Consider the following 22,105-nt stretch of genomic DNA (forward strand, 5'->3'; position numbering starts at 1 on the left):
CTGTCGTCACCGCCAGCAACACACTTAAGCGGTGCAAAAATTTATCTTCAATGAATTAATAGGAAGTTTATTCAATGGCTAATAATTACTTTAATACTTTGACTCTGCGCGAGCAGCTTGAGCAGTTGGGCAAGTGCCGCTTCATGAAGCGTAACGAATTCGCTGATGGCTGTGATTACCTGAAAGGTAAAAAAGTAGTTATCGTTGGTTGTGGCGCACAAGGCTTGAACCAAGGCTTGAACATGCGTGACTCTGGCCTTGACGTTGCCTATGCACTGCGCGACGAAGCTATCGCTGAAAAGCGTCAGTCTTACAAGCAAGCCACCGAGAACGGCTTTAAAGTTGGCACTTACAAAGAGTTGATCCCCACTGCTGACTTGGTAATGAACCTGACTCCTGACAAGCAGCACACCTCTGCCGTTAACGCCGTTATGCCGTTAATGAAAGAAGGCGCCGCTCTGGGTTACTCTCATGGCTTCAACATCGTTGAAGAAGGCATGCAGATCCGTAAAGACATTACCGTAGTAATGGTTGCACCTAAGTGCCCAGGTACTGAAGTACGTGAAGAATATAAGCGTGGTTTTGGCGTACCTACTCTGATTGCCGTACACCCAGAAAACGACGCTAAAGGCGAAGGTCTGGCCATCGCTAAAGCATGGGCATCTGCCACTGGCGGCGACCGTGCCGGCGTACTTGAGTCTTCTTTTGTAGCCGAAGTTAAGTCTGACTTAATGGGCGAGCAAACCATTCTGTGTGGCATGCTGCAAGCTGGCGCGATTTTAGCCCACGACAAAATGTTGGCTGACGGTATCGATGCCGGTTATGCAGGCAAGCTTATCCAGTTCGGTTGGGAAACCATCACCGAAGCGCTGAAGCAAGGCGGCATCACCAACATGATGGACCGTTTGTCTAACCCAGCCAAAATTAAAGCTTTCGACATGGCTGAAGAGTTGAAAGAGCTGATGCGCCCGCTGTTCAACAAGCACATGGATGACATCATCCAAGGCAACTTCTCTGCTGGCATGATGGCTGACTGGGCCAATGACGACAAAGACCTGCTGACTTGGCGTGAAGAGACTGCCGACACTAGCTTCGAGCAGTATCCTGCCACTGACGTAGTTATCGACGAGCAAGAATACTTCGATAACGCAATTCTGTTGGTTGCCATGGTGAAAGCCGGCGTTGAATTGGCATTTGAAGCCATGACTGCTTCAGGCATTATCGATGAGTCTGCTTACTACGAGTCTCTGCATGAGCTGCCACTGATTGCCAACACTGTTGCGCGTAAGCGATTGTACGAAATGAACGTAGTAATCTCTGACACTGCAGAGTACGGTAACTACCTGTTCGCTCACGCCGCTGTGCCTTTGTTGCGCGAGAAGTTTATGCCTAACATCAGCACCAACGTAATCGGTAAGAGCTTCGAAGTTGCGTCTAACTCCGTTGATAACCGTCGCTTAATCGACGTGAACGAAGCAATTCGTAATCACCCAGTTGAGACCATCGGTAAGACCCTGCGTTCTTACATGACTGACATGCAAAACATCGCTGTTGGTGGCTAGTCGTTAATAGTTAAGCGCGGCTTAACTAATACGCGATAAAAAAGGGAGCTTCGGCTCCCTTTTTGCTTTTTAAAAGATAACCCCATTTGCAACGAAACCCACTAAAGCCACGAAAAAATAAAGATGAGATCTGAAAGGGTATTAATGGCAAGAGCAGGCTCGGTGCTTATTTTTAAGCCGTCATCCTGATGCACATCAGGATCTCGCTTTAGGGCTTTAAAGGTTCCCGCCGAGACGGGACTGCAGCTAAAGCGCAGACTACAAAATACCGTTCCCTAATCCCCATTCCCCAATCGACTTGATATACTGGCCGCACATTTAGGGGAGTGAATATGAGTTTTGATCAGCGTTTTGGTGGCATTGCCCGCCTGTACGGCAATGATGCCTTGGCCACTTTTGGCCAGTCTCATGTCTGTGTGTTGGGCATAGGTGGCGTGGGCAGTTGGGCGGCAGAAGCGCTGGCACGCTCCGGCATTGGTGCCATTACTTTGCTGGATATGGATGATATTTGTATCACCAATACCAATCGGCAAATTCATGCATTAACCAACCAGATTGGCCAAGAGAAAACTCAGGCTATGGCGGAGCGTATTAAGCTGATCAATCCAGACTGCAAAGTCACCGTTATCGATGATTTCATTAGTGCCGACAATCAGGAAGAGTATTTACTTACGAATTTTGATTATGTGCTGGATGCGATCGACTCGGTAAAAGCCAAGGTGGCCTTGATCGCTTTTTGTAAGCGTAACAAGATCCCAGTGATCACAGCAGGCGGTGCGGGCGGCCAAACGGACCCTAGTCAGATCATGATCCGCGATCTTAGTAAAACTATTCAGGATCCTTTGGCGGCTAAAGTGCGAAACGAACTGCGTCGTTTTCATAATTTTAGTAAAAACCCTAAGCGTAAATTTGGCGTAGATTGCGTGTTTTCTACCGAACAGCCCCGTTATCCGGATGGCAACGGCGGCATCTGTAATGCTAAACCTGAGTTAGACGGCACCATGAAAATGGACTGCGCCTCGGGCTTCGGCGCCATCACCCACATCACCGCCACCTTCGGCTTCTTTATGGTGAGTAGAGTGTTGGCCAAATTGGCCGCCAAGAGCTAAATGATTTTGTAGTAAATTGCTCTGCGGAGAAACTCTATTTTGTAGGATTGAATTTATTCGACCGCTTTAAGATTGCGCCATAATTTTTGGTCCAATAAATTGGACCCTACAAAAAACAGACCCTGTTTTCGCTTATAGCGCGCAGCTTTGTTTGATAGCTGTTACTACCGCTCTTAAACCATTACCCCGCGATGGGCTGAGATGGTTAAGTAACAGTATGTCGGCGAAGTAGGCTTCCATATCGAAGGCTTGTATTTGTTCGGCAGTCTTGTTGTTCAATGCCGCCAGCACTACCGCCATCAAGCCTTTGACAATGCGTGCGTCTGAGTCGCAGTGCAGCTGCCATAATCCTTGCACATTCACTTCGCTCACTAACCAAGCTTGGCTTTCACAGCCGTGGATGGCGTTGGCCTCAATTTTGTCTGCCGCATCTAATGCCGGTAGCTGCTTGGCTAGTTTAATCAGCTCTTTATAGCGGGCTTCCCAGCCCTGTGCATTGGCAAATAAAGTGCGAATCTCGGTGTCGGTAATGGTATGACCAAATGCCTGCATTAGAAAAACTCCCGTGCTTTATCGAGGCCGGCCAATAAGGCGGTAATGTCGTCGGCGCTATTATAAAAAGCGATGGAGGCGCGAATGGTACCCTGTGGCAAGTCCAACGCCTGCATCAGTGGCATGGCGCAGTGGTGGCCGGTGCGCACCGCTATGCCTTGCATATCCAGTAAAGTGGCTACATCTTGGGGATGTACCTCATTAATCACAAAGGACACCGCGCCCGCTTGGGGGCGACCAATAATACGCACCTCGGGCATGGCGTTTAAGCCTGCCAGCAGTTGCGCCATTAACGCTTGTTCATGCTTGGCAATGGCAGCTCTATCTAGTCCCGATAAATAATCGATGCCCGCACCCAAACCAATGGCACCGGCAATATTAGGCGTACCCGCTTCAAACTTGAAAGGCAGTTCGCCAAAGCTAGTCTGCTCGAAGCTCACTTTCTTAATCATCTCGCCGCCGGTTTGCCAAGGGGGCATGGCTTCTAATAACTCTCGCTTGCCATACAGCACACCGATGCCGGTGGGGCCAAACATCTTGTGACCAGAAAACACATAAAAATCACAGTCCAGTGCTTGTACGTCGACTGGGAAATGACCCACCGCTTGTGCGCCATCGATCAGCGTCACCGCACCTACGGCCTTGGCCATGGCAATCAATTGTTTAATGGGATTGATTGCGCCCAGCGCATTAGAGATATGACTAACTGCCAGTAACTTAGTGCGCGTTGAGAACAAAGCTGCCGCCGCCTCCATATCTAACTCGGCGTCAGTAGCTAATGGAATCACCTTGATGATAGCGCCGGTCGCCGCGGCTACTTGCTGCCAAGGCACGATATTGGCGTGATGCTCCATGGTGGAGAGTAAGATTTCATCATTAGCCTTAAGGCTGTGCATGCCAAAGCTATAAGCCACTAGGTTAATTGCTTCAGTGGTACCGCGAGTCCAAATCACTTGTCGGTCATCGAGGGCATTAATAAAGCGCGCTACCTTGGCTCGTGCGGCTTCAAAAGCCTGAGTGGCTTGGCCACTTAAGGCGTGAGCGGCACGGTGCACATTGGCATTTTGGCTTTGGTAATAATGATTCAGCGCATCCAATACCGCTCGGGGCTTTTGCGTGGTAGCGGCGTTATCCAAATACACCAAAGGCTGGCCATTAACGGTGTGAGCCAGAATAGGGAAGTCGAGTCTAAGAGTGTCTATGTCGAGTGGCATCATAAGTTCAGGCAAACATCAGTTGAGGTAAATAAGCACTGGTAAGATCATGTGCGGTTCAGAGTAAAGAGTAAAGCACAAACATAGCGCCTAGCACCAAGCCGCTAGCTAAAAAAAGAGCTTAAAGGCAATTTCGCCACGGAATACAACCTCTTTACCTACAACAAGCACGGAAAAATTAACATGGGATAAGATCGAAAAAATACCAAGGATCTTATTAGTAAGGGCATGTCCTAGAGACTTCTAGCCTATCATTTCAGCTGCCTTTTAGATCTTACCAGTAATGATCCCTTTCAGATCTGATCTCTATTTTTCTGTGGGTTCCGTGAATTCCGTTGCAAAAAATCTTTAAGCCCTTTGTCTAGCTCGGCGCTAGGTTTCTGGCGGCACCTTTCCCCAACGGCTGCTAACCGTTAGAATGCGGCTCCTGTTTTACTGTCGGAATGCCCATATGAAATTAAATCTAGCCCAAGACGAAGCCGTGCACTTTATTGGTGGCCCTTGCCTAGTGCTGGCGGGCGCCGGCAGTGGCAAGACGCGGGTGATCACCAATAAAATCGCCTATCTGGTGCGTAAATGTGACTATAAAGCGCGAAACATCGCTGCTGTGACTTTTACTAACAAAGCCGCCCGCGAGATGAAAGAGCGGGTATTACAAACCTTGAGTAAGAGTGAAGCGCGCGGGTTGATGGTGTCGACCTTTCATAGCTTAGGGCTAGATATCATCCGCCGTGAGCATAAGACGCTGAACTTAAAGGCCGGTTTTTCGCTGTTTGACGATCAAGATCAGCTGGCGTTGTTAAAGGATCTGACGGATCAAGAGTTAGACGGCGATAAAGAAGCACTAAGCCGGTTAGTGAGTACCATTTCTAACTGGAAAAACGATCTGGTGTTGCCGGCGCGAGCCGCACGGATCGCCCAAGATCCGGAGCAAGTGTTGTTTGCTCAGTGCTATGAGCGTTATCAGCGCCAAATGAAGGCCTACAATGCGCTGGATTTTGATGACTTGATCCTCATGCCCACCTTATTGCTGAAAACCAACAGCGAAGTGCGCCAGTTTTGGCAAAACAAAATTCGCTATCTGTTAGTTGATGAATACCAAGATACCAACGCCAGCCAATATGAGTTGGTGAAGCTGATTGCTGGTGAGCGGGCGCGCTTTACCGTGGTAGGAGATGATGACCAGTCCATTTATTCATGGCGTGGTGCTCGGCCGCAAAACTTGGTGTTGCTCAAAGATGATTATCCGCAGCTAAAGGTGATCATGCTGGAGCAAAACTATCGCTCGCGCGGCCAAATCTTACAGTGCGCCAATATCTTGATTGCCAATAACCCCCATGTATTTGAAAAGAAGCTGTTTTCTGAAATGGAATATGCCGCCTCGGTGCGGGTGCTGTTTGCCAAAAATGAAGAGCATGAAGCGGAGCGGGTGGTGGCCGAGATCATGGGCCATAAGTTTATGAACGGCAGTCGCTTTGGTGACTATGCGATTTTGTATCGTGGCAATCATCAGTCGCGCTTGCTAGAAAAACAGCTGATGACTAACCGGATTCCGTACAAAATTAGCGGCGGCACTTCGTTTTTCTCGCGCAGTGAAATTAAAGACATCATGGCCTATCTGCGTTTGTTGGTGAATCCCGATGACGATAACGCCTTCTTGCGCGTAGTGAACACGCCGCGCCGTGAAATAGGGCCCACTAGCCTCGAAAAACTGGGTAATTACGCTAATCATCGCGCTAAAAGCCTGTTTGCTGCCAGCTTTGAAATGGGTCTTGAGCAAACTCTCGATGGTCGCGGCTTGGTCGCTTTGCGTGCCTTTACCAATTGGTTGGTGCGCCGCGGCGAAGAAGCCGCCCGTGGCAATGCGGTAGAAGCGGTGCGCGACATGATCAAAGACATTAACTACGAAGAATGGTTATACGACAGCTCGCCTAGCCCCCGCGCCGCCGAAATGCGCATGAAAAACGTGTCAACGCTGTTTAAGTGGGTTAGTCAGATGCTAGAAGGCTCCGATGAAGACGAAGCCATGACCTTGCCGGAAGTGGTAATCCGCTTGACGCTGCGCGACATGATGGAGCGTGGTGAAGATGAAGACGATGGCGAGCAAGTGCAATTGATGACGCTGCATTCTTCTAAGGGGTTGGAATTTCCCTTCGTGTTTATGGTGGGCATGGAAGAGGGCTTATTGCCCCACCAAAGCAGCATAGATGAAGACAATATCGAGGAAGAACGCCGCTTGGCGTACGTGGGCATTACCCGCGCCCAGCAAGCGCTGACCTTTACACTGTGTCGTGAACGTCGCCAATATGGCGAGCAACTTCGTCCCGAGCCAAGCCGTTTCTTATTAGAATTACCCCAACAAGATCTCGACTGGGAGCATAATCGCAAGCCACCGAGCGAAACCGAGCGTATGGAGAAAGGCCAATCTGCCATCGCTGATATACGAGCGATGTTTAATAAGTGATCGTGAAGAGTGAGGCGTGAATGGGGGAGGGGAGATAATAGCGCCAAGCGCCAAGCACCAAGCTCAAGTCTTTTACTCCTCACGACTTACCCTTCACGAACAACAAAAAAGCCGCATTAAGCGGCTTTTTCATGTATTACTCAGGCACAGCTTAATGCTTAGATAGCATCCAGCATGTAGTCAACAGCAGCGATGATTTCTTCATCAGAACAATTACCACAAGCACCACGGGCTGGCATGGCGTTAAAGCCTTCCAACGCATGCTTAACTAAGGTCTCGTGCCCCTTAGCTACGTGAGGTGCCCACTGTTCCGCGTCACCTTTAATAGGCGCGCCAGCGGCACCCGTGCCGTGGCAAGCAGAGCAATTAGCGGTGTAGACTGCTTCACCACTGCGTGGCTCTGCGGGTTCACCGCTGTCATCGGCGGCGGCCGTGTCGACAATGCCTTCCAGATCGGCAGCCGTGTACACGCTGCCTACCGGCTTAGTGCGCGCGTCTATGGCTTCAGGCGACATATCATTGGCGGCGTAGGCCATGCCACTTAAAGCAGCAGCGGCAACGCCAGCAAGCAAGAGTTTTTTTAACAGGCTCACCTTTTATTCTCCCAGTTGGCTTATCTAGTTCCATTGAATCTCGTAAAACCCGCCGAGTATACCGCAAGTGTCGCGGTCGTTAAACGGCCATAGTGCTTGTTAGGCCGCTTAAACTGGGGATTTTTTGTATATAAAGAAGGCAATGCAAGAGGGTGGAAACAAAATTCTTTATGTTACTGTCTGAGGCTATAGACTCGGAAGTGGCTGCCAATTATCAGGGAGCATCTAATAATGGATGGTACAGACATGCAGAATACTTCTTTTGGCCCAGAAGCTGACCATGAATCGGATCCGGTGCTGGATCAGATAGACCGCATTGTGGGCTTATGGCAACAAGTGCGTCCCGATCTTGAGCTTGGCAGCACAGAGGTGATTGGCCGTATCGTACGACTGGAATATTTTATTACCCGCCGCGTGTTACAAGATCTGGCTCATTATGGCTTAAACGTCGGCGAATTTGATGTGCTGGCCGCACTGCGCCGCCATCCCCCTTCTTTTCAGTTGTCGCCTAACCAGTTACAAAATATGGTGCTAATCTCATCAGGCGCACTGACTAACCGTATTAATCGACTCGAAAGTCGCAACTTGGTCAGCCGAGCTCAGGCTGAGCACGACAAGCGTGGCGTGATAGTGACCCTGACCGAACAGGGTTTTAAGGTTGTAGAAGAAGCGGTGCGCCATCATTTGGCTGCTGAAGCCGAGGTAGCCAATGTGCTAAGCGCTGCCGAACAGCAGCAGCTCAGTATTTTGCTAAAGAAAATGCTGGTGGAGATAGAAGACTAAATTTAAGCATATTTTTCTTATGGATACTTAAAAGTGTGCGTTCTAACATCGCTAATTACGATTTTCCGGCTGATAATCAAATGAGTCGCATCCTAAGGCTCGGATCGAATGTGGAATAAATGTGTAATATAAGTGCAGTTCGACTGAGCCAAGGGCCATCTAGGAGATTATGAATGAAGTTATATTACAGGCCGGGTACGTGTTCACTTGCCGCTCATATCGCACTTGCTTGGTTAGGTTTACCCTATGAGCTAGAAGTGGCGAATACGCGGGATCCCGAATTCACTAAGATTAACTATTTAGGCACAGTGCCGGTGTTATTCACCGCCGAAATGGGCGCACTTTACCAAAGCAGTGCCATTTTGCGCTATTTGTCTCGCTTGCCAGAGGGGGAGCATTTGGGACCCGGTCAAGATCCGGTACTGCAGGCGCAATGTGATTATTGGTTGAGCTTTTTTAACGCCGATCTGTATCGCGCTTTTGCTCCGTATTTTAATCCAGAAAAATACACCACAGACTCCAGTCCTGAAGCGAAGAAAGCCATTAAAGCCGCCGTGCCGGCTCAGATTGCGCCTTTGCTAACGCGTATGGATAGTCATCTGGCGAGTCGAGATTTTTATCTAGAAGATGAGTTAGGCATAGTGGATGCGTGTGCCTTTGTGTATTGCTATTGGGCGCTCAAAGTTTTGGGTAATGGCCTAAAGGACTATCCGAATGTGGAACGTCACTTTACTACCATGATGCAAGATCCGCAGGTACAAGCGGTGATGGCCGTAGAAGGGCTGACGGTAGAATCTTAAATCTGAATTTTTAATCAAACTCAGTGCTTAATACTAATCAAGCCGCCTGCATTGGGCGGCTTGATTGTTTTTGTTATCTTTGCGCCTCACGCCTCACACGACTAATGTCTCGCCACGATTAAGGCGGTACCTATTACCGTGATAGCCGCACCTAGCCAAGCGCCGGAGGCGGGCCTTTGTTTGGTTAACAACCACAGCAAGGGCAACACCAATACCGGACTGACCGAGCTGAGCATGGCCACCATGCCCACTTCGCCATGGCGCAATGCCACTAAAATCAAGGTCATGCCCACCCCCATAGCTAACAAGGCATTCATTGCCACCATACCAAAAATAGGCCAGTTAATGCGTTGCAGCGGCTTGGCGACCGACCAACCGCACCACAATAAAAATAGGTGGGCGAAAAACGCCGTGCTCATGCGCACTGCCGAGGCCGCTACCGGATCTACTGACGCTAACTGATCCATCATCACCGGCTTCATCATTAAGGTGGCAATCGACTGGCAGAGTGCGGCTAATAATCCTAAGGCGATACCTATCCAAAGGCGGCCATTATCCTGCTCCCACGCATGAGTATCACCAGTGCGTTTGCCCATAAAAATCGCCGTCATCACACCGCCCACTAATAGTAAGCAGCCAACCAAGGTCCAGCCGGCAATTATCTCGCCAAAAATCAAATACGCCAATAGCGCCGAGAACAGTGCGTGGGTGGCAAATAACACGCTGGCACGCCTAGGCCCTAAGCGGTTCATGGCGGCAAATAGCGCTGTGTCACCAATAAAAATACCAATCAAGCCTGACGCCGCCATGATGCTAAGGCTATGGCTGCTCAGGCTGCTCCACCCCCCTGTGAGCAAGGCCGCCGCCCACAGCATTACGCTCACGCAAAACATCCGCCAGCGTGAAAAGGTAAAGGCGCCCAAATAGCGGGCCGCATGGGCCGACAATAAGCTGGCCACGGCCCAACAGGCGGCCGCAGCCAAAGCGAGGTAATCGTATGAAAAGGTCATGTATCACTGCAAATCAGCGGGAAAGGCTCAGTTTAACAAGTTTAAGTGCGGCGCATAGGCAGATTTGCCAGCCCAACAGTTAGCGGGTTTAATAGCGGCTTCGCGGCTAAACATTCCCTGTTAACCAATAAGAGTCACTATGCGCATATTGCACACCTCCGACTGGCATTTAGGCCAACATTTTATGGGTAAAACCCGCCTTGAAGAACATCAGGCTTTTTTGTGTTGGCTGGTTGAGCAAGTACAAAGCCAAGCCGTGGATGCGGTGCTGGTGGCAGGCGATGTGTTTGATACCGGCACGCCGCCCAGTTATGCCCGCGAGCTGTATAACGACTTTATCGTTAAATTACAGCAAACCGGCGCGCAATTAGTGATCTTGGGCGGTAATCATGATTCAGTCGCCATGCTTAATGAGTCGCGCGCATTACTTGGCTGCTTAAATGTGCAAGTGATCCCTGGCGTGTTGGCAGACATAGAGCATCAGGTGCTCACGCTCTATAAGGGCGATGGTGAGCCTGGAGCTGTGTTATGCGCCGTGCCTTTTATTCGCGCCCGAGACGTTATGATTAGTGAGTCCGGCCAAAGTGCGAGTGATAAGCAACAGAGCTTACAACAGGCCATAGCTGCGCATTATCAGCAATTATTTGAGTGTGCCGAGCAGCTTAGTGAAGCTCACGAAGCCGCTCATGGCCGCCGTTTGCCCATTATTGGCACTGGACATTTAACGACCGTGGGAGCAAGCAGTAGCGATTCGGTACGAGAAATTTATATTGGTACTTTGGATGCCTTTCCGGCCAATGCTTTTCCGCCATTGGATTACTTAGCGCTCGGCCATATTCACCGTCCGCAAAAAGTGGGTGGCCATGAGCATATGCGCTATTGCGGCTCGCCGCTTGCCTTAAGCTTTGATGAAGTGGGCCAGCAAAAAGAAGTGCTGTTGGTGGATGTGAATGCCGAGGGCCTGAGCGCGATTACCCCTCTAGCGGTGCCGATTTTTCAGCCGCTGGCGCGCGTAAAGGGCAACTTGGCTGAGCTTGCGGTCGCCATGCAAGCAGTTGCGGTGGAGCAAGCGGAATTAGCGAAAATAAAGCCCGTCTGGCTAGAAGTAACGGTGGCCGAAGACGATTATTTAACGGACTTACAACCCAGAGTCGAGCAATTAGCGGTCGGCTTGCCCTTGGAGATTTTATTGGTACGCCGTCAGCGCTCAAGTCAGCAAGCCACCTTAACGGATGATGCGCGCATCACGCTCAGCGAGCTCTCGCCATTACAGGTTTTTGAGCGGCGCTTGGCCGCAGAAGAGCTGGCGCCTGAGCGCGAACAAGCGTTGCAGTCTTTATATCAAGCGTTATTGGTTGAGCGGGAGCAAGAAGCATGAAAATCCTCAGCCTACGGCTAAAAAATCTCAACTCCTTAAAAGGCGAGTGGAAAATTGACTTTAGAGAGCCGCCATTTCGTGACAGTGGCTTGTTCGCCATTATCGGGCCCACGGGCGCCGGTAAAACCACTTTGCTCGATGCCATTTGTTTAGCCCTGTATCACGAAACGCCGCGCATGAAACAGGTGTCTGCCAGCAGCAATGAGCTAATGACCCGCCACACCGCGGATTGTTTGGCGGAAGTGGAGTTTGAGATTAAAGGCCAAGGTTATCGGGCTTTTTGGAGCCAGCGCCGCTCCCGTGACCAACTGAGCGGCAAGCTGCAAGCGCCCAAGGTGGAGCTGGCGAGGTTAGATGGCACTATTCTTACCACTAAAATTAACGACAAGCTGCGCTTAACGGAAACGTTGAGCGGCTTAGATTTCGGGCGCTTCACTAAGTCGATGTTATTGGCCCAAGGGGGCTTTGCCGCCTTCTTGCATGCCAATGCCAACGAGCGCGCCGAATTACTGGAGGAACTCACCGGCACCGATATTTATGCGCAAATTTCGCGCCGTGTATTTGAGCAAACCCGCGAGCAGCAAGCTGCGTTGAATGAGCTTAAAGCCCGCGCTCAAGGCATGGAGTTGCTGGATGATGCTGAACGCTTACAAGTGCAAGCGGATATGGCCGCCGCCGAGCTTGAATTAGCGCAGCAATATAAAATCTTAGCGCAAGCTCAAACTAGTCTGCAACGCATTGGCGCCTACCAAACGGCACAGCAGCAACAAGCTCAAACCGAGCAGACGCTGCAGGCGGCAAACTTGGCTTGGCAAGCTCAAGACGCTGCGCGCCAGCAATTAAGCCAAGCGGTGCCGGCCAATCGGTTACTGCCTTATTGGCAACAATGGCAAGATGCCAGCACTCGTGGGCAAAGCTTTGCCAATCAATTAAGCCAAGAGCAGGCGGAATTAGGGCTGCTTAATAAACAGAGTCAGCAGCTGTGCTGGCAGGCACTACAAGTGAGCGGCCAACTGACTCAACAGTTGACGCTTGCCGAGCAACGACTGAGTGAAGAACAAACTAAATTAAGCCAACAAATGGCGGTTAATCCCGTAGCTGAACGGCTGGGTGAATACTTGGCGGGCTGGCGTGAACAAATTCAGGCTAATGCCAAAGAGCAGGACAATCTTGTACGCATACAAAAAGCCAAAGTCACGCTGCAAACTAAGCGTGACACGCTTGAAAAGCAGTGCCAGCAAACTCAGTTACAAGTGACGGATGCGGAGCAACAAGTAGCACAAGCCAAGCTGGCTATGGATGAACAACAGCAACAATTGGCGCAATTATTAGCCGGCCAATCATTGCCTGAGCTGCGGCAAAAATTACACAGCCTAAGCCAGCAGCAAGGGCAATGGAGCCAAGTGCGCGAGCTTTGGACTCGCATTACGAAGCAGCAAAAGACTCATGCTGATCTCAAGGACACACTGGCCCTCCAAGAGCCAGAATTGGCGAAACTGGAGCTGCAATTAACCCAATCGCGCGCAGAATATAAAAGTCTACAAGAGCAGATCCGCGATAAAGAAAAGCTGTTGGAGCAAGAACAACGTATTCGCGCACTGGAAGCACACAGAGCCAGACTACAACCCGAAGAAGCCTGCCCCTTATGTGGCAGTGAAAGTCATCCGGCCATTGCGGCGTATCAGGCGCTCGATGATGCCACCGCGCTTAGCTTGGCCGAAAAGCAGCAAGAGCGCGCCGAGCGCGAGCAACAAGGCCAGCAATTAAGCCAAGCCTTTGCCAAGCGCCAAGCCGGAGTGGAGCAGGGGCAGCGGCAAGTGCAGGCTCAGGTCGCTGAACTTAGCGAGTTGCAGCTACAGCTCAGCACCTTGTTAACGACATTACAGATTATTGATACCGATCCTGCTTGCCAGCAAACGGAACTGGAGCAACGCCAACAACAGCTGCAAGCACTAACAAGCCAATGTAATCAGTTGGAGCAACAACAAGAGGCGGTATATCGCTACCAAGAGCAGGTTCAACAAGCCGAACAAGCGCTAGCAGGATTACAAACCCAGCAGGGGTTACGGAGCCAAGAGCTGCAATCTTTAAGCGAGCAAATAGCCCAACAGCAACAGCAGCTCACTGAGCAACAAGTGTTAGTAGCTCAACAACAGGCGACACTTGCAGCTTCACTGGCTGAGCTTAACTGGGCAGTACCCAATGATTGGACCGCTTGGTTGGCCGATTGTGAACAGCAATGGCAAGCCTGGAAAAGCCACCAAGTGCGTGGCCAGCAGCTTATTGCTGAACGCCAGCAGTTGGCAGGGCAATTACAGCAAGCGCACACCGAGCAAGCTCTGTGGCAAAAACGCTGGTCGGCGCTGGCCATTCCAGACTTAGCTGCGATGGGCGATATTAAAAATGATAATGCCGAGCTGAACTCATTCACAGAGCTGACAGAGTTAACCGAGCAATGGCAAGCTAGCCAACAGCAACTGCAGCAAAAAACGGCGCGCCTCGACACCTTGCATCAGCAAGCGACTGAACTTGAGACTGAACTGCAAAGCCGCTTGGCTGCTTGGCAACAGCAGTTATCAGAGAGCCCTTTTAGCGATGAAGCGGCCTTGTTGGCAGCATGCTTGAGTGAGTCAGAGTTTGAGCGTTTAGCCCAAGCGCAACGCCAGCTTGAACAAGCTTTGCACCGCGCACAAACGCTGTGTGAACAAGCTACGCAAGCGGCAGATGCAGCCAAGCTGGCATTAGGCGAGCTGGATCCCGCAGCGCAAGCTGCTTTACACGCGCAGCTGCAACAAAGCCAAGCCGAGTTTAACGCCACACAACAGCAAATTGGCGGCTGGCGCACGCGGTTAGACACAGACGCCGAGCGCCGCCAGCGCCAGCAAGCGTTATTTGCCAACATAGACGCCCAACAGCAGAGCCTGCAATTATGGGATCAATTGAATCATTTGATTGGATCTGCCGATGGCGCCAAGTATCGCCGCTTTGCCCAAGGGCTAACGCTGGAGCACTTAGTGCATTTGGCCAACCAGCGCTTAGTACGCTTACACGGTCGCTATCAATTGGCACGCACCGCCGGCGGCGAACTGGAATTATCGGTGATCGATACCTGGCAAGCAGACGTAGCCCGTGATACCCAAACCTTATCGGGGGGTGAAAGCTTCTTGGTGAGCTTGGCATTGGCCTTGGCGCTCTCAGACTTAGTCAGCAGCAAGACCCGCATTGACTCTTTGTTTTTGGATGAAGGCTTTGGCACCCTAGACTCAGAAACCCTAGAGGTGGCATTGGATGCGCTGGATGCGCTCAATGCCAGCGGCAAGATGATAGGGGTGATCAGCCATATAGAAGCGCTAAAAGAACGAGTGCCGGTACAAATAAAATTGAGCAAGAGCCAAGGCTTAGGCTTAAGCCGACTGGCACCAGAGTTTGAGGTTTAGGTACAGCGCCAAGCGCCCGGCGCTAGGCGCCCAGCTAAATAAAGAAACGGTGTGTTTTGTAGGCGAACATTTATTCTCGCATTACGCCGCAGGCGTAACTTATTTTGCCCACGGCCTGTGACACAAGAGTACAAACGTGAAAATACCGAACTTGCGCGAGCAGGTTCGGTATTTTTTTAGCTTCAATTTAGTCCGCTTATTTAGTGGGTGATAAGGCCGGGGATGCCGGGCAGCATGCCAACGGTGGCCATGATGGCGAGCAGAATAATAAAGGTGATACCAGGGATCACCCAGCGGTCGGTACGGCGCAGTGTTTTGCCGCGCTCTTTGTCACCGATTAAGCCTAAGTTATCGAGTAGCATGGTCAGCGACCAGCCAAATACCGGATTCACGAACGCAGAAGCAAACACTACGATACCGGCCGACTGACTACTGGTGGTGTTACGGGTCATCTGCATGCCTGCTTCCAGCAAGGGCATAAACACGCCTACGATTAACGCTACCCTGAGTACCGGATCCCACACTGCTAAGTCCATGGGATAACCCCAAATGGCGGCCACGATACACATTACACCGGTTAATACGGCACCGGCTGGGATCGGACGCTTGGCAATCGCCGCCGGTATCATATAAGTACCCCAAGAGGAGGCTAAGTTACCGCCGCCGAGTACGCTACCTACTGCTTGACGCACTGCGGCTATGCCCATGGTGTCATCCACGTTCATCAGCACCTTGGTGGCTTTTTTCGGATAGTTAAGCTCTTGGAATACGCGGTGCCCCATAAAGTCCGGTGACCACATGGCCACCGCCAATACGGCAAACGGTGCCGAGCTCACGAAGTGATGCAGCTTAGGCCAGCCCATCTGCCAACCTGTGGTTTCTCCCCACCAATAAGCGGGGCTTAAATGAGGCATGCCTGGTTCGGTGACAAATTCAAAGGGCGCGCCCAAGGCGAGGGCAATCACGAAGGCGATGCCAGAGCCGAGTGGAATAGACAGCCAGCGCATTTCTAATCTAGCCAGCAAGGCGTACATGACAATGGTGGTTAAAATGACCGCGAAGGCGATATAGGCCATGTCAAAGCTTGCGGCCCAGGTATTGAGCGCCTTAATTTGGCTGAGTAGACCGATGGCACCTAAGTAAATCAGTAAGCCCCCGCGCACCCCATCACTGGTGAGGGCCATTAGTTTACTGCCGCCTTTACTGATACTGAGCAATAAACCAAAAAAGCCAACTAGTAATCCCAGTGCGAGCGGGTGGCCGCCGGAGGCGACGATTAGCGGGATCAGGGGGATCATGGGGCCATGGGTGCCCGCGAGATTGGCTCTGGGATTAATCAGGCCTGAAAATAAAATGACGAATAATACGGCGGCAATCAACATCTCAAAGCGGACGTTTTCCACCACAAAGGCATTCGATAGCCCTAAGGGGCCAGCAAAGGCCGCCACTACTGCCGCCACCATTACGATTTTGCCGATGGTTGCCGCCAGAGCGGGCACTAGGTCTTCCAGCTCGAAACGATAATCTCTAAAGGGTAAATTTAGTCGCCACCGCTTGGGCTGCATGATCAAGAGTTCGTTTTCCAGATAGGCGGCTCGAGTCTCAAAATCGCGGCTGGGTTTATGCTGCGCGTTATAGCTTAAGGGGTCTTTGTCTGACACGGGCGTCTCCTTGATGATGACCAGCTCAGTGGTGTCCTTACATCATTGGATACTAGAGACTGTTATCAAGTTGTTCTATTCGACATAAGTCTTAACCTTTATGAAACATTTGGCGAGAACGCCATACGTCTTACGCTCAAGACACATTCCGTTTTTTGTAGTCCGACGCTTTAGCTGTTGGTTCTGCGAAGCAGAATAATTTAGTCCTAGCTCTTCACACCTCACGCTGTACGCCGTAAGTTTACGTTCATTTTATCCTTAACGGCCAGCGTATGGCGTAAAGCGTACCGCTGTGCCCAAGCTATTTATGGTATGGTTTTGACTATGCACGAGCTTTACCTTATCGCAGCCTCGGGAGCAGACTCATGATACAGCTACACCACCTCAACCATTCTCGCTCACAGCGCATCATCTGGATGCTAGAAGAATTAGAGCTGAACTATGAAATAACAGCTCACCAAAGAGATGCGGATACAGGGCTAGCGCCCGAGGGCTTAAAGAAAGTGCACCCATTGGGTAAAGCACCGGTGCTGATTGATGGCGAGCTAAAATTGGCGGAGTCCGGCGCCATTATTGATTACTTGGCTCAAGGTTACGGGTCTCAATTACTGCCAGATAAGCACAGTACAGCTTGGTGGGACTATGTGTATTGGTTGCACTACGCGGAAGGCTCCTTAATGCCGCCCTTGGTGATGCGACTGGTTTTTGACAAGATAAAAGACGCGCCTATGCCCTTTTTTGTGCGGCCCCTTATTAACAAAATAGTAGCGGGAGTTGATAAGGCATTTTTGCATCAACAAATACACACTCAGCTTAATTTTGTAGCCGACCATTTATCTTGTAATGAATGGTTAGTAGGAGAAAGCTTTGGCGCGGCAGATATTCAAATGAGTTTCCCGCTAGAAGCGGCCATGTATCGCACAGCGTGGGCAGACCGTTATCCACGTATCAAAACTTATGTGGAGCAACTGCAAGCGAGACCTGCGTATCGACGCGCTTTAGCCAAAGGCGGAGATTATCGTTATGGGCCTAAAACATAAAGAATTGGTTAAAAGTGAAGAGTAAATAGTGAAGAGCTAAGTGATTGGCCTTTAAATCATCATTAATTATAGGAATCGTAATGGACGAAGTTAGCGATCTAGAAGAACTGGTGATGCCAGTACTAGATAAATATATTCCGCAGTATTCAGACTTGGTATATACGGCAACTGCACTGTTGTTGATTGTATTGATCTCGGCAGTTATTCACTTTGTGTTACACCGCGTGGTGATCACCTGGGTGGGCGGTCAGTCCAAGGGGGAGCGCCGCATTTGGCGTAAGGCGTTTTTTGAACATAAATTATTTAGCCGCTGCGCTTTAATGCTGCAAGGCATCATAATTTATATTCAAGCGGGTTTGTGGTTAGAAGCGAGTTCCGACTTATTACCCATTATTCAGACGGTGGCTCACATTTGGATCTTGCTGTATGGCATGTTGTCGCTGTTTTCCTTGCTTGATGCCTTGCTTGATATCTTTCAGCACAAACCGACGTTGCGTAACTTTCCGTTACGGGGAATTTTTCAAAGTTTAAAGCTGGTGACCAGCATTTTTATCAGCTTACTGATTATCTCGACCTTGATTGGTAAGTCCCCGCTGATCTTGCTCAGTGGCTTGGGTGCCATGACAGCGGTGCTGATGTTGGTGTTTAAAGACCCAATTTTGGGCCTAGTAGCGGGCATTCAATTGTCCGCCAATAACATGCTGACCGTGGGAGATTGGTTAGAGATGCCCAAATATGGCGCCGATGGTGCCGTGATTGATATCGGGCTCACCACAGTGAAAGTGCAGAATTGGGATAACACTATTACCACTATTCCTACTTATGCCCTGATCTCAGACTCCTTTAAGAACTGGCGCGGCATGAGTGATTCAGGCGGTCGCCGCGTGAAGAGGAGCCTACTGATCGACAGCAGCAGTGTGCACTTCTTGCATGAAACAGATTTGGAGCGCTTACGCCGCGGTCAGCTATTGGCGCCGTATTTGGATGAAAAAGTCAAAGAAGTGACTCAGTACAACCAAGAACAACAGCTGGATTTATCATCTTTAGTTAACGGCCGACGCTTAACCAATATCGGCACCTTTCGCGCCTATTTAACCACCTTACTAAAGCAGCACCCTTTTATTCATCAAGGCATGACCATTATGGTACGCCAGCTTGAGCAGACGCCTAATGGTATCCCGATGGAGATTTATGCTTTTACCAACATCACTAAATGGGTGGACTACGAGGCGATTCAAGGGGATATTTTCGATCATATCTTTGCCGTCTTGCCCGAGTTTGGCTTGCGCGCGCACCAAGCCCCCACCGGTTACGACATGCGGTCTTTAGCCACCGGCCATCAAGCTCAGCCAGTAATAGCCGTGAAGAGCTAAACCGTTAAATAGCGCAATAAAAAGGCCTTGTGGGCAATGCCAGTCAGTTCAGCTGACTGGCATTTTTTATGGCAGTGTTTCAACGGCTGGCTTAACGGCTCTGAATAATGCTGCTTCGGACCTAGTGCATCTAAAGTACAAGTCGTTAAATAGGTACAGATCAGAGCTTACTAGGTTGCCATAAAGCTTCCTATGAATACCTATTGTTTTCTGTCAGCGTTTTGTAGCCGTAATTGTCTTAAAAATAAGAAATATAAAATATTACTGCTGAATCGTTAGTTTTATATATTTCTAAACGATATAAATAAAATCATATCTACTACATCGGCTATTTTTGATTGGGCTATTATTCAAGTCAGGGTTACACAGACGAGACCCTAACAACTGCCTAAGGTATCGGAAGAGGTATCGGCGGAAAAATAAATAAACATCTATAGATGAAGAGGGACTTTATATGTCTATGCAAAAGAAAACTTTAGCGGTTATGGTTGCCTTAGCTGTTGGTGCTTCATTTGGTGCTGTAGCTAGCGATGATAATAGCGTCAATGATAGCTTTAAGCTTCAAGATAGCCTTAACGACAATAGCCAAAACACTGATAATTCTGATAACAGCTTAGGTTTGGATGTGGCAGTGTCGGATAGTTTGAACGATAACACTGATAACACTAATAACTCAGACAACTCTAACAGTTCTGATAATTCTAATAGCTCAGACAACTCTAACAACTCTGATAACGGTGTTGATGTAGCAGTGTCAGATAGCTTGAACGATAACACTGATAATACTAACAATTCAGATAACTCTAATAGCTCAGATAACTCGAATAATTCTGATAACAGTACAGGCGTAGATGTAGCAGTATCTGACAGCTTAAACGATAACTCGATGACAGATAGCGATAACGATAACTCGATGACAGATAGCGATAACGATAACTCTGTAAATGACAGTGGTAACGATAACTCTGATAATCGTGTGGCTGATAGCGACAATGATAACTCAGATAATAGTATTGAGGACAGCTACAACAGTGAGACTAATGAGGCTTTTTCAAGAAACTCATATAGCTCTGCAGATTGGAGCTGGGCGCATACTGAAACCAAAACTAACCTAAATATTCAGAGTAACGTCACAAATCAAACTGGTATTGCCATGGGCGCGCACTCTGGCGCAGCTGCATTTGGTTATTCAGATGCTAATAGCGATAACGGCGCAGGCCTTGGTCAATACGGTGATGTGACATCGGCTGGTTTAGGTTTAGGTTTGGGCTTAGGTGGTGGTACGGCCTCAGCAGGTGGTTATAACGATGATGTTGATAACGCAGCGGAAGGCTTTGGGCAGGGTGATGGTGCTGCACAAGCTTTTGCTACCTTGACTCCAGCTCAGGACCTTGAACAGAACTCAGCTGCAACCTCAAATAACAGTATTTCTGCTGTATCCATGATTCAGTCCGGTAATAACGTAGTAGGTAATGGAGGAGCTACGCACGGTATCAGTATGAACCAAGGTGTTTCTGGCCATGGTTCTTTTGGTCAACAGAGTGTCAACGTCAACGCCAGCGTTCAGTTCTAACTTAACTTAACTCTTAATGCCGGCCCTTGGGCCGGCTTATTTCCAGGAGGAGATATGAAAAGGGTGATCTTGTTATCTGTTTTTCTGAGTGCGTCCACCTTAGCTGGACAAGAGTTGGATATGCTACCTGTTGCCGATCATGCACTTATGGATGAAAGTCGAGGTATGTTTAATCTTACCGATCAAGATAATATTATAAAGCAAGGAGGGTTAGCAGCTGGAAATAATATGATTAATTCTGTTGTAATTACAGGGGCTAATCATATAGCAGCAGGTGCTTTGTCAGGTTCTAACGGTATTATTATGCTTAATTTGTCATCGGGAAATAATAACATTACTAATATGAGTACATCTGTCAATATAACAACGGTAAGGTAATATGAAAAAACTTATATTTTTATTGTTTTTTTTTCCTGCACTTAGTTTTGCAGTAAGTTTGCCAGGCGTTGGAGGTGGAAACTTTAGAGTGCCTGTAAAAAGTTTCGTGGAAATAAAGTTTGGTGAGGTGGTGAAGCAAAAGTATGACTTTAGTTGTGGCTCTGCTGCCTTAGCTTCATTACTTAGTCATCATTATAATATGCCATTTACTGAGGCAACTATTTTTGAGGAGATGTTCAAGTTTGGTGATAAAGTTAAAATAGAAGAAAAAGGGTTTTCCATGCTGGATATGAAAGACTTCTTGGCTAGAAGGGGTCTTAATGCTGATGGTTATCAGTTAAGCATAAGCGATGCAGCTAAGCTGGAGATGCCGTCGATAGCGCTGGTTAACTACAATGGATATAATCATTTTGTAGTAGTTAAAGGTGCGAAAGATGATAAAGTTCTGGTAGGTGATCCTTCCATAGGATTGCATGTCATGAATGATGAATTGTTTGATAAAAGTAGTAATGGTATATTTTTCTTTATCAGAGATAATACTGAGATCGCAAAAGCTGGTTTTAATAAACAAAATGATTGGGAACATTCTGCGCCTAGTGCGCCATCTAGAATGGCATTGATGCAAAGGCTCCCTCATCTGACGGACCTGATGCTGCCTTCTGAATACGATTACTGAATATAGGAATATAAAGGGGTAATAATGATGAAATGGCTAGTGTTTTCGGTGCTGATTATTCCTGCGATAGCCTTTTCGAAAAGTTATGACAATTTTTTTGAAAATACGCCAGCCTTATCGGAAAGCATATTGGAACGGCAGCGAGGAGGATTCTCTTTGCCTGGTATTAATTATTCGATAGGATTGAGAATGGAGGCGCTGGTTAATGGCCAAAAAGTGTTGTTCAGCAATATGTTTAACTTGGATAGAAATAGTGTCAATCCTGCAGTAATAAATGATGTGGCAGGAGTTAAAGGTTTAAATATTACAACATTGAACGGTAGGGGGCAGTTAGGGTTTATAGTCGATAATGCTACAAATGGTGTAAGGGCTGACGTTGTTTTGCATATAGATGTAGTTACACCGATAAATATGGATACTTACCGACAGAGCCAAAGGGCATCAACTAGAGTCAGAGAGGCAATAAGGCAGTCAGGATATTGATGTATAAATATAATGATCA

The 22,105-nt window shown here is 48.9% G+C and carries 18 protein-coding genes; 13 read left to right on the forward strand and 5 right to left on the reverse strand.

Annotated features, from left to right (window positions below):
* Positions 1–74: 74 nt before the first annotated feature.
* Both ilvC and tcdA read left to right on the forward strand, forming a co-directional pair.
* Positions 75–1,562: a ketol-acid reductoisomerase gene (gene ilvC / locus CBP31_RS09070; protein WP_087036528.1), complete on the forward strand. Its 1,488-nt coding sequence runs from the start codon at positions 75–77 to the stop codon at positions 1,560–1,562.
* 332 nt (positions 1,563–1,894) lie between these two features.
* On the forward strand, positions 1,895–2,671 hold the full coding sequence (gene tcdA / locus CBP31_RS09075) for a tRNA cyclic N6-threonylcarbamoyladenosine(37) synthase TcdA (protein WP_087036530.1): 777 nt from the start codon (positions 1,895–1,897) through the stop codon (positions 2,669–2,671).
* A gap of 132 nt (positions 2,672–2,803) precedes the next feature.
* Here the strand turns inward: tcdA and CBP31_RS09080 are convergent, their stop codons facing one another.
* On the reverse strand, positions 2,804–3,223 hold the full coding sequence (locus CBP31_RS09080; protein WP_087036532.1) for a SufE family protein: 420 nt from the start codon (positions 3,221–3,223) through the stop codon (positions 2,804–2,806).
* Complete coding sequence (locus CBP31_RS09085; RefSeq protein ID WP_087036534.1) at positions 3,223–4,437, reverse strand: aminotransferase class V-fold PLP-dependent enzyme; 1,215 nt, start codon at positions 4,435–4,437, stop codon at positions 3,223–3,225. The genes CBP31_RS09080 and CBP31_RS09085 overlap by 1 nt, the downstream gene beginning before the upstream one ends.
* Before the next feature lie 451 nt (positions 4,438–4,888).
* Between CBP31_RS09085 and rep the strand changes: the two genes are divergently transcribed.
* Positions 4,889–6,901 carry a DNA helicase Rep gene (rep, locus tag CBP31_RS09090; RefSeq protein WP_087036536.1) on the forward strand — a complete coding sequence of 671 codons (2,013 nt, stop codon included), beginning with the start codon at positions 4,889–4,891 and terminating at the stop codon, positions 6,899–6,901.
* Between the two features lie 158 nt (positions 6,902–7,059).
* Here the strand turns inward: rep and CBP31_RS09095 are convergent, their stop codons facing one another.
* Complete coding sequence (locus CBP31_RS09095; protein WP_087036538.1) at positions 7,060–7,494, reverse strand: c-type cytochrome; 435 nt, start codon at positions 7,492–7,494, stop codon at positions 7,060–7,062.
* Between the two features lie 246 nt (positions 7,495–7,740).
* Between CBP31_RS09095 and CBP31_RS09100 the strand changes: the two genes are divergently transcribed.
* Positions 7,741–8,277: a MarR family winged helix-turn-helix transcriptional regulator gene (locus tag CBP31_RS09100; protein ID WP_087038682.1), complete on the forward strand. Its 537-nt coding sequence runs from the start codon at positions 7,741–7,743 to the stop codon at positions 8,275–8,277.
* Positions 8,278–8,450: 173 nt separating this feature from the next.
* Complete coding sequence (locus CBP31_RS09105) at positions 8,451–9,077, forward strand: glutathione S-transferase family protein (protein ID WP_087036540.1); 627 nt, start codon at positions 8,451–8,453, stop codon at positions 9,075–9,077.
* A gap of 101 nt (positions 9,078–9,178) precedes the next feature.
* On the opposite strand, the gene CBP31_RS09110 is transcribed toward CBP31_RS09105, so the two are convergent.
* Positions 9,179–10,087: a DMT family transporter gene (locus tag CBP31_RS09110; RefSeq protein WP_087036542.1), complete on the reverse strand. Its 909-nt coding sequence runs from the start codon at positions 10,085–10,087 to the stop codon at positions 9,179–9,181.
* A gap of 139 nt (positions 10,088–10,226) precedes the next feature.
* Between CBP31_RS09110 and sbcD the strand changes: the two genes are divergently transcribed.
* Together sbcD and CBP31_RS09120 are read left to right on the forward strand one after the other, a co-directional pair.
* Complete coding sequence (sbcD, locus tag CBP31_RS09115; protein WP_087036544.1) at positions 10,227–11,465, forward strand: exonuclease subunit SbcD; 1,239 nt, start codon at positions 10,227–10,229, stop codon at positions 11,463–11,465.
* On the forward strand, positions 11,462–14,902 hold the full coding sequence (locus CBP31_RS09120; RefSeq protein WP_087036545.1) for an SbcC/MukB-like Walker B domain-containing protein: 3,441 nt from the start codon (positions 11,462–11,464) through the stop codon (positions 14,900–14,902). The genes sbcD and CBP31_RS09120 overlap by 4 nt, the downstream gene beginning before the upstream one ends.
* Before the next feature lie 200 nt (positions 14,903–15,102).
* On the opposite strand, the gene CBP31_RS09125 is transcribed toward CBP31_RS09120, so the two are convergent.
* Positions 15,103–16,563 (reverse strand): DUF3360 family protein, encoded by a 1,461-nt coding sequence (locus CBP31_RS09125; RefSeq protein WP_087036547.1) that lies wholly within the window; start codon positions 16,561–16,563, stop codon positions 15,103–15,105.
* 365 nt (positions 16,564–16,928) lie between these two features.
* Here CBP31_RS09125 and CBP31_RS09130 point away from each other — a divergent pair, with 365 nt between their 5' ends.
* The 6 genes from CBP31_RS09130 (at position 16,929) to CBP31_RS09155 (ending at position 22,086) form a co-directional block, all read left to right on the forward strand.
* Positions 16,929–17,603, forward strand: coding sequence for a glutathione S-transferase (locus CBP31_RS09130; protein WP_087036549.1), 675 nt, complete (start codon positions 16,929–16,931; stop codon positions 17,601–17,603).
* Between the two features lie 80 nt (positions 17,604–17,683).
* A complete protein-coding gene (locus CBP31_RS09135; protein WP_087036551.1) occupies positions 17,684–18,976 on the forward strand; it encodes a mechanosensitive ion channel family protein in 1,293 nt (430 codons plus the stop codon).
* Positions 18,977–19,430: 454 nt separating this feature from the next.
* The gene (locus CBP31_RS09140; protein ID WP_087036554.1) at positions 19,431–20,549 is read left to right on the forward strand and encodes a hypothetical protein; all 1,119 of its coding nucleotides are present in this window, start codon (positions 19,431–19,433) and stop codon (positions 20,547–20,549) included.
* A gap of 54 nt (positions 20,550–20,603) precedes the next feature.
* A complete protein-coding gene (locus tag CBP31_RS09145; protein WP_087036557.1) occupies positions 20,604–20,927 on the forward strand; it encodes a hypothetical protein in 324 nt (107 codons plus the stop codon).
* Position 20,928: 1 nt separating this feature from the next.
* Positions 20,929–21,603, forward strand: a complete 675-nt coding sequence (locus CBP31_RS09150) for a C39 family peptidase (protein ID WP_087036560.1) — start codon at positions 20,929–20,931, stop codon at positions 21,601–21,603.
* Positions 21,604–21,627: 24 nt separating this feature from the next.
* Complete coding sequence (locus CBP31_RS09155) at positions 21,628–22,086, forward strand: hypothetical protein (RefSeq protein WP_087036562.1); 459 nt, start codon at positions 21,628–21,630, stop codon at positions 22,084–22,086.
* Positions 22,087–22,105 lie beyond the last annotated feature (19 nt).

The sequence above is a fragment of the Oceanisphaera profunda genome (genome assembly GCF_002157895.1).
GTDB classification, from domain to species: domain Bacteria; phylum Pseudomonadota; class Gammaproteobacteria; order Enterobacterales; family Aeromonadaceae; genus Oceanimonas; species Oceanimonas profunda.

What these genes read in the sequence shown, in the direction of transcription:
- CBP31_RS09105 (WP_087036540.1), top strand. Translation starts at nt 8,451, where the DNA reads ATGAAGTTATATTACAGGCCGGGTACGTGTTCACTTGCCGCTCATATC.
- CBP31_RS09100 (WP_087038682.1), top strand. Translation starts at nt 7,741, where the DNA reads ATGCAGAATACTTCTTTTGGCCCAGAAGCTGACCATGAATCGGATCCG.
- ilvC (WP_087036528.1), top strand. Translation starts at nt 75, where the DNA reads ATGGCTAATAATTACTTTAATACTTTGACTCTGCGCGAGCAGCTTGAG.
- tcdA (WP_087036530.1), top strand. Translation starts at nt 1,895, where the DNA reads ATGAGTTTTGATCAGCGTTTTGGTGGCATTGCCCGCCTGTACGGCAAT.
- CBP31_RS09085 (WP_087036534.1), bottom strand. Translation starts at nt 4,437, where the DNA reads ATGCCACTCGACATAGACACTCTTAGACTCGACTTCCCTATTCTGGCT.
- CBP31_RS09130 (WP_087036549.1), top strand. Translation starts at nt 16,929, where the DNA reads ATGATACAGCTACACCACCTCAACCATTCTCGCTCACAGCGCATCATC.
- CBP31_RS09145 (WP_087036557.1), top strand. Translation starts at nt 20,604, where the DNA reads ATGAAAAGGGTGATCTTGTTATCTGTTTTTCTGAGTGCGTCCACCTTA.
- CBP31_RS09120 (WP_087036545.1), top strand. Translation starts at nt 11,462, where the DNA reads ATGAAAATCCTCAGCCTACGGCTAAAAAATCTCAACTCCTTAAAAGGC.
- CBP31_RS09080 (WP_087036532.1), bottom strand. Translation starts at nt 3,223, where the DNA reads ATGCAGGCATTTGGTCATACCATTACCGACACCGAGATTCGCACTTTA.
- CBP31_RS09110 (WP_087036542.1), bottom strand. Translation starts at nt 10,087, where the DNA reads ATGACCTTTTCATACGATTACCTCGCTTTGGCTGCGGCCGCCTGTTGG.
- CBP31_RS09140 (WP_087036554.1), top strand. Translation starts at nt 19,431, where the DNA reads ATGTCTATGCAAAAGAAAACTTTAGCGGTTATGGTTGCCTTAGCTGTT.
- CBP31_RS09135 (WP_087036551.1), top strand. Translation starts at nt 17,684, where the DNA reads ATGGACGAAGTTAGCGATCTAGAAGAACTGGTGATGCCAGTACTAGAT.
- sbcD (WP_087036544.1), top strand. Translation starts at nt 10,227, where the DNA reads ATGCGCATATTGCACACCTCCGACTGGCATTTAGGCCAACATTTTATG.
- rep (WP_087036536.1), top strand. Translation starts at nt 4,889, where the DNA reads ATGAAATTAAATCTAGCCCAAGACGAAGCCGTGCACTTTATTGGTGGC.
- CBP31_RS09150 (WP_087036560.1), top strand. Translation starts at nt 20,929, where the DNA reads ATGAAAAAACTTATATTTTTATTGTTTTTTTTTCCTGCACTTAGTTTT.
- CBP31_RS09155 (WP_087036562.1), top strand. Translation starts at nt 21,628, where the DNA reads ATGATGAAATGGCTAGTGTTTTCGGTGCTGATTATTCCTGCGATAGCC.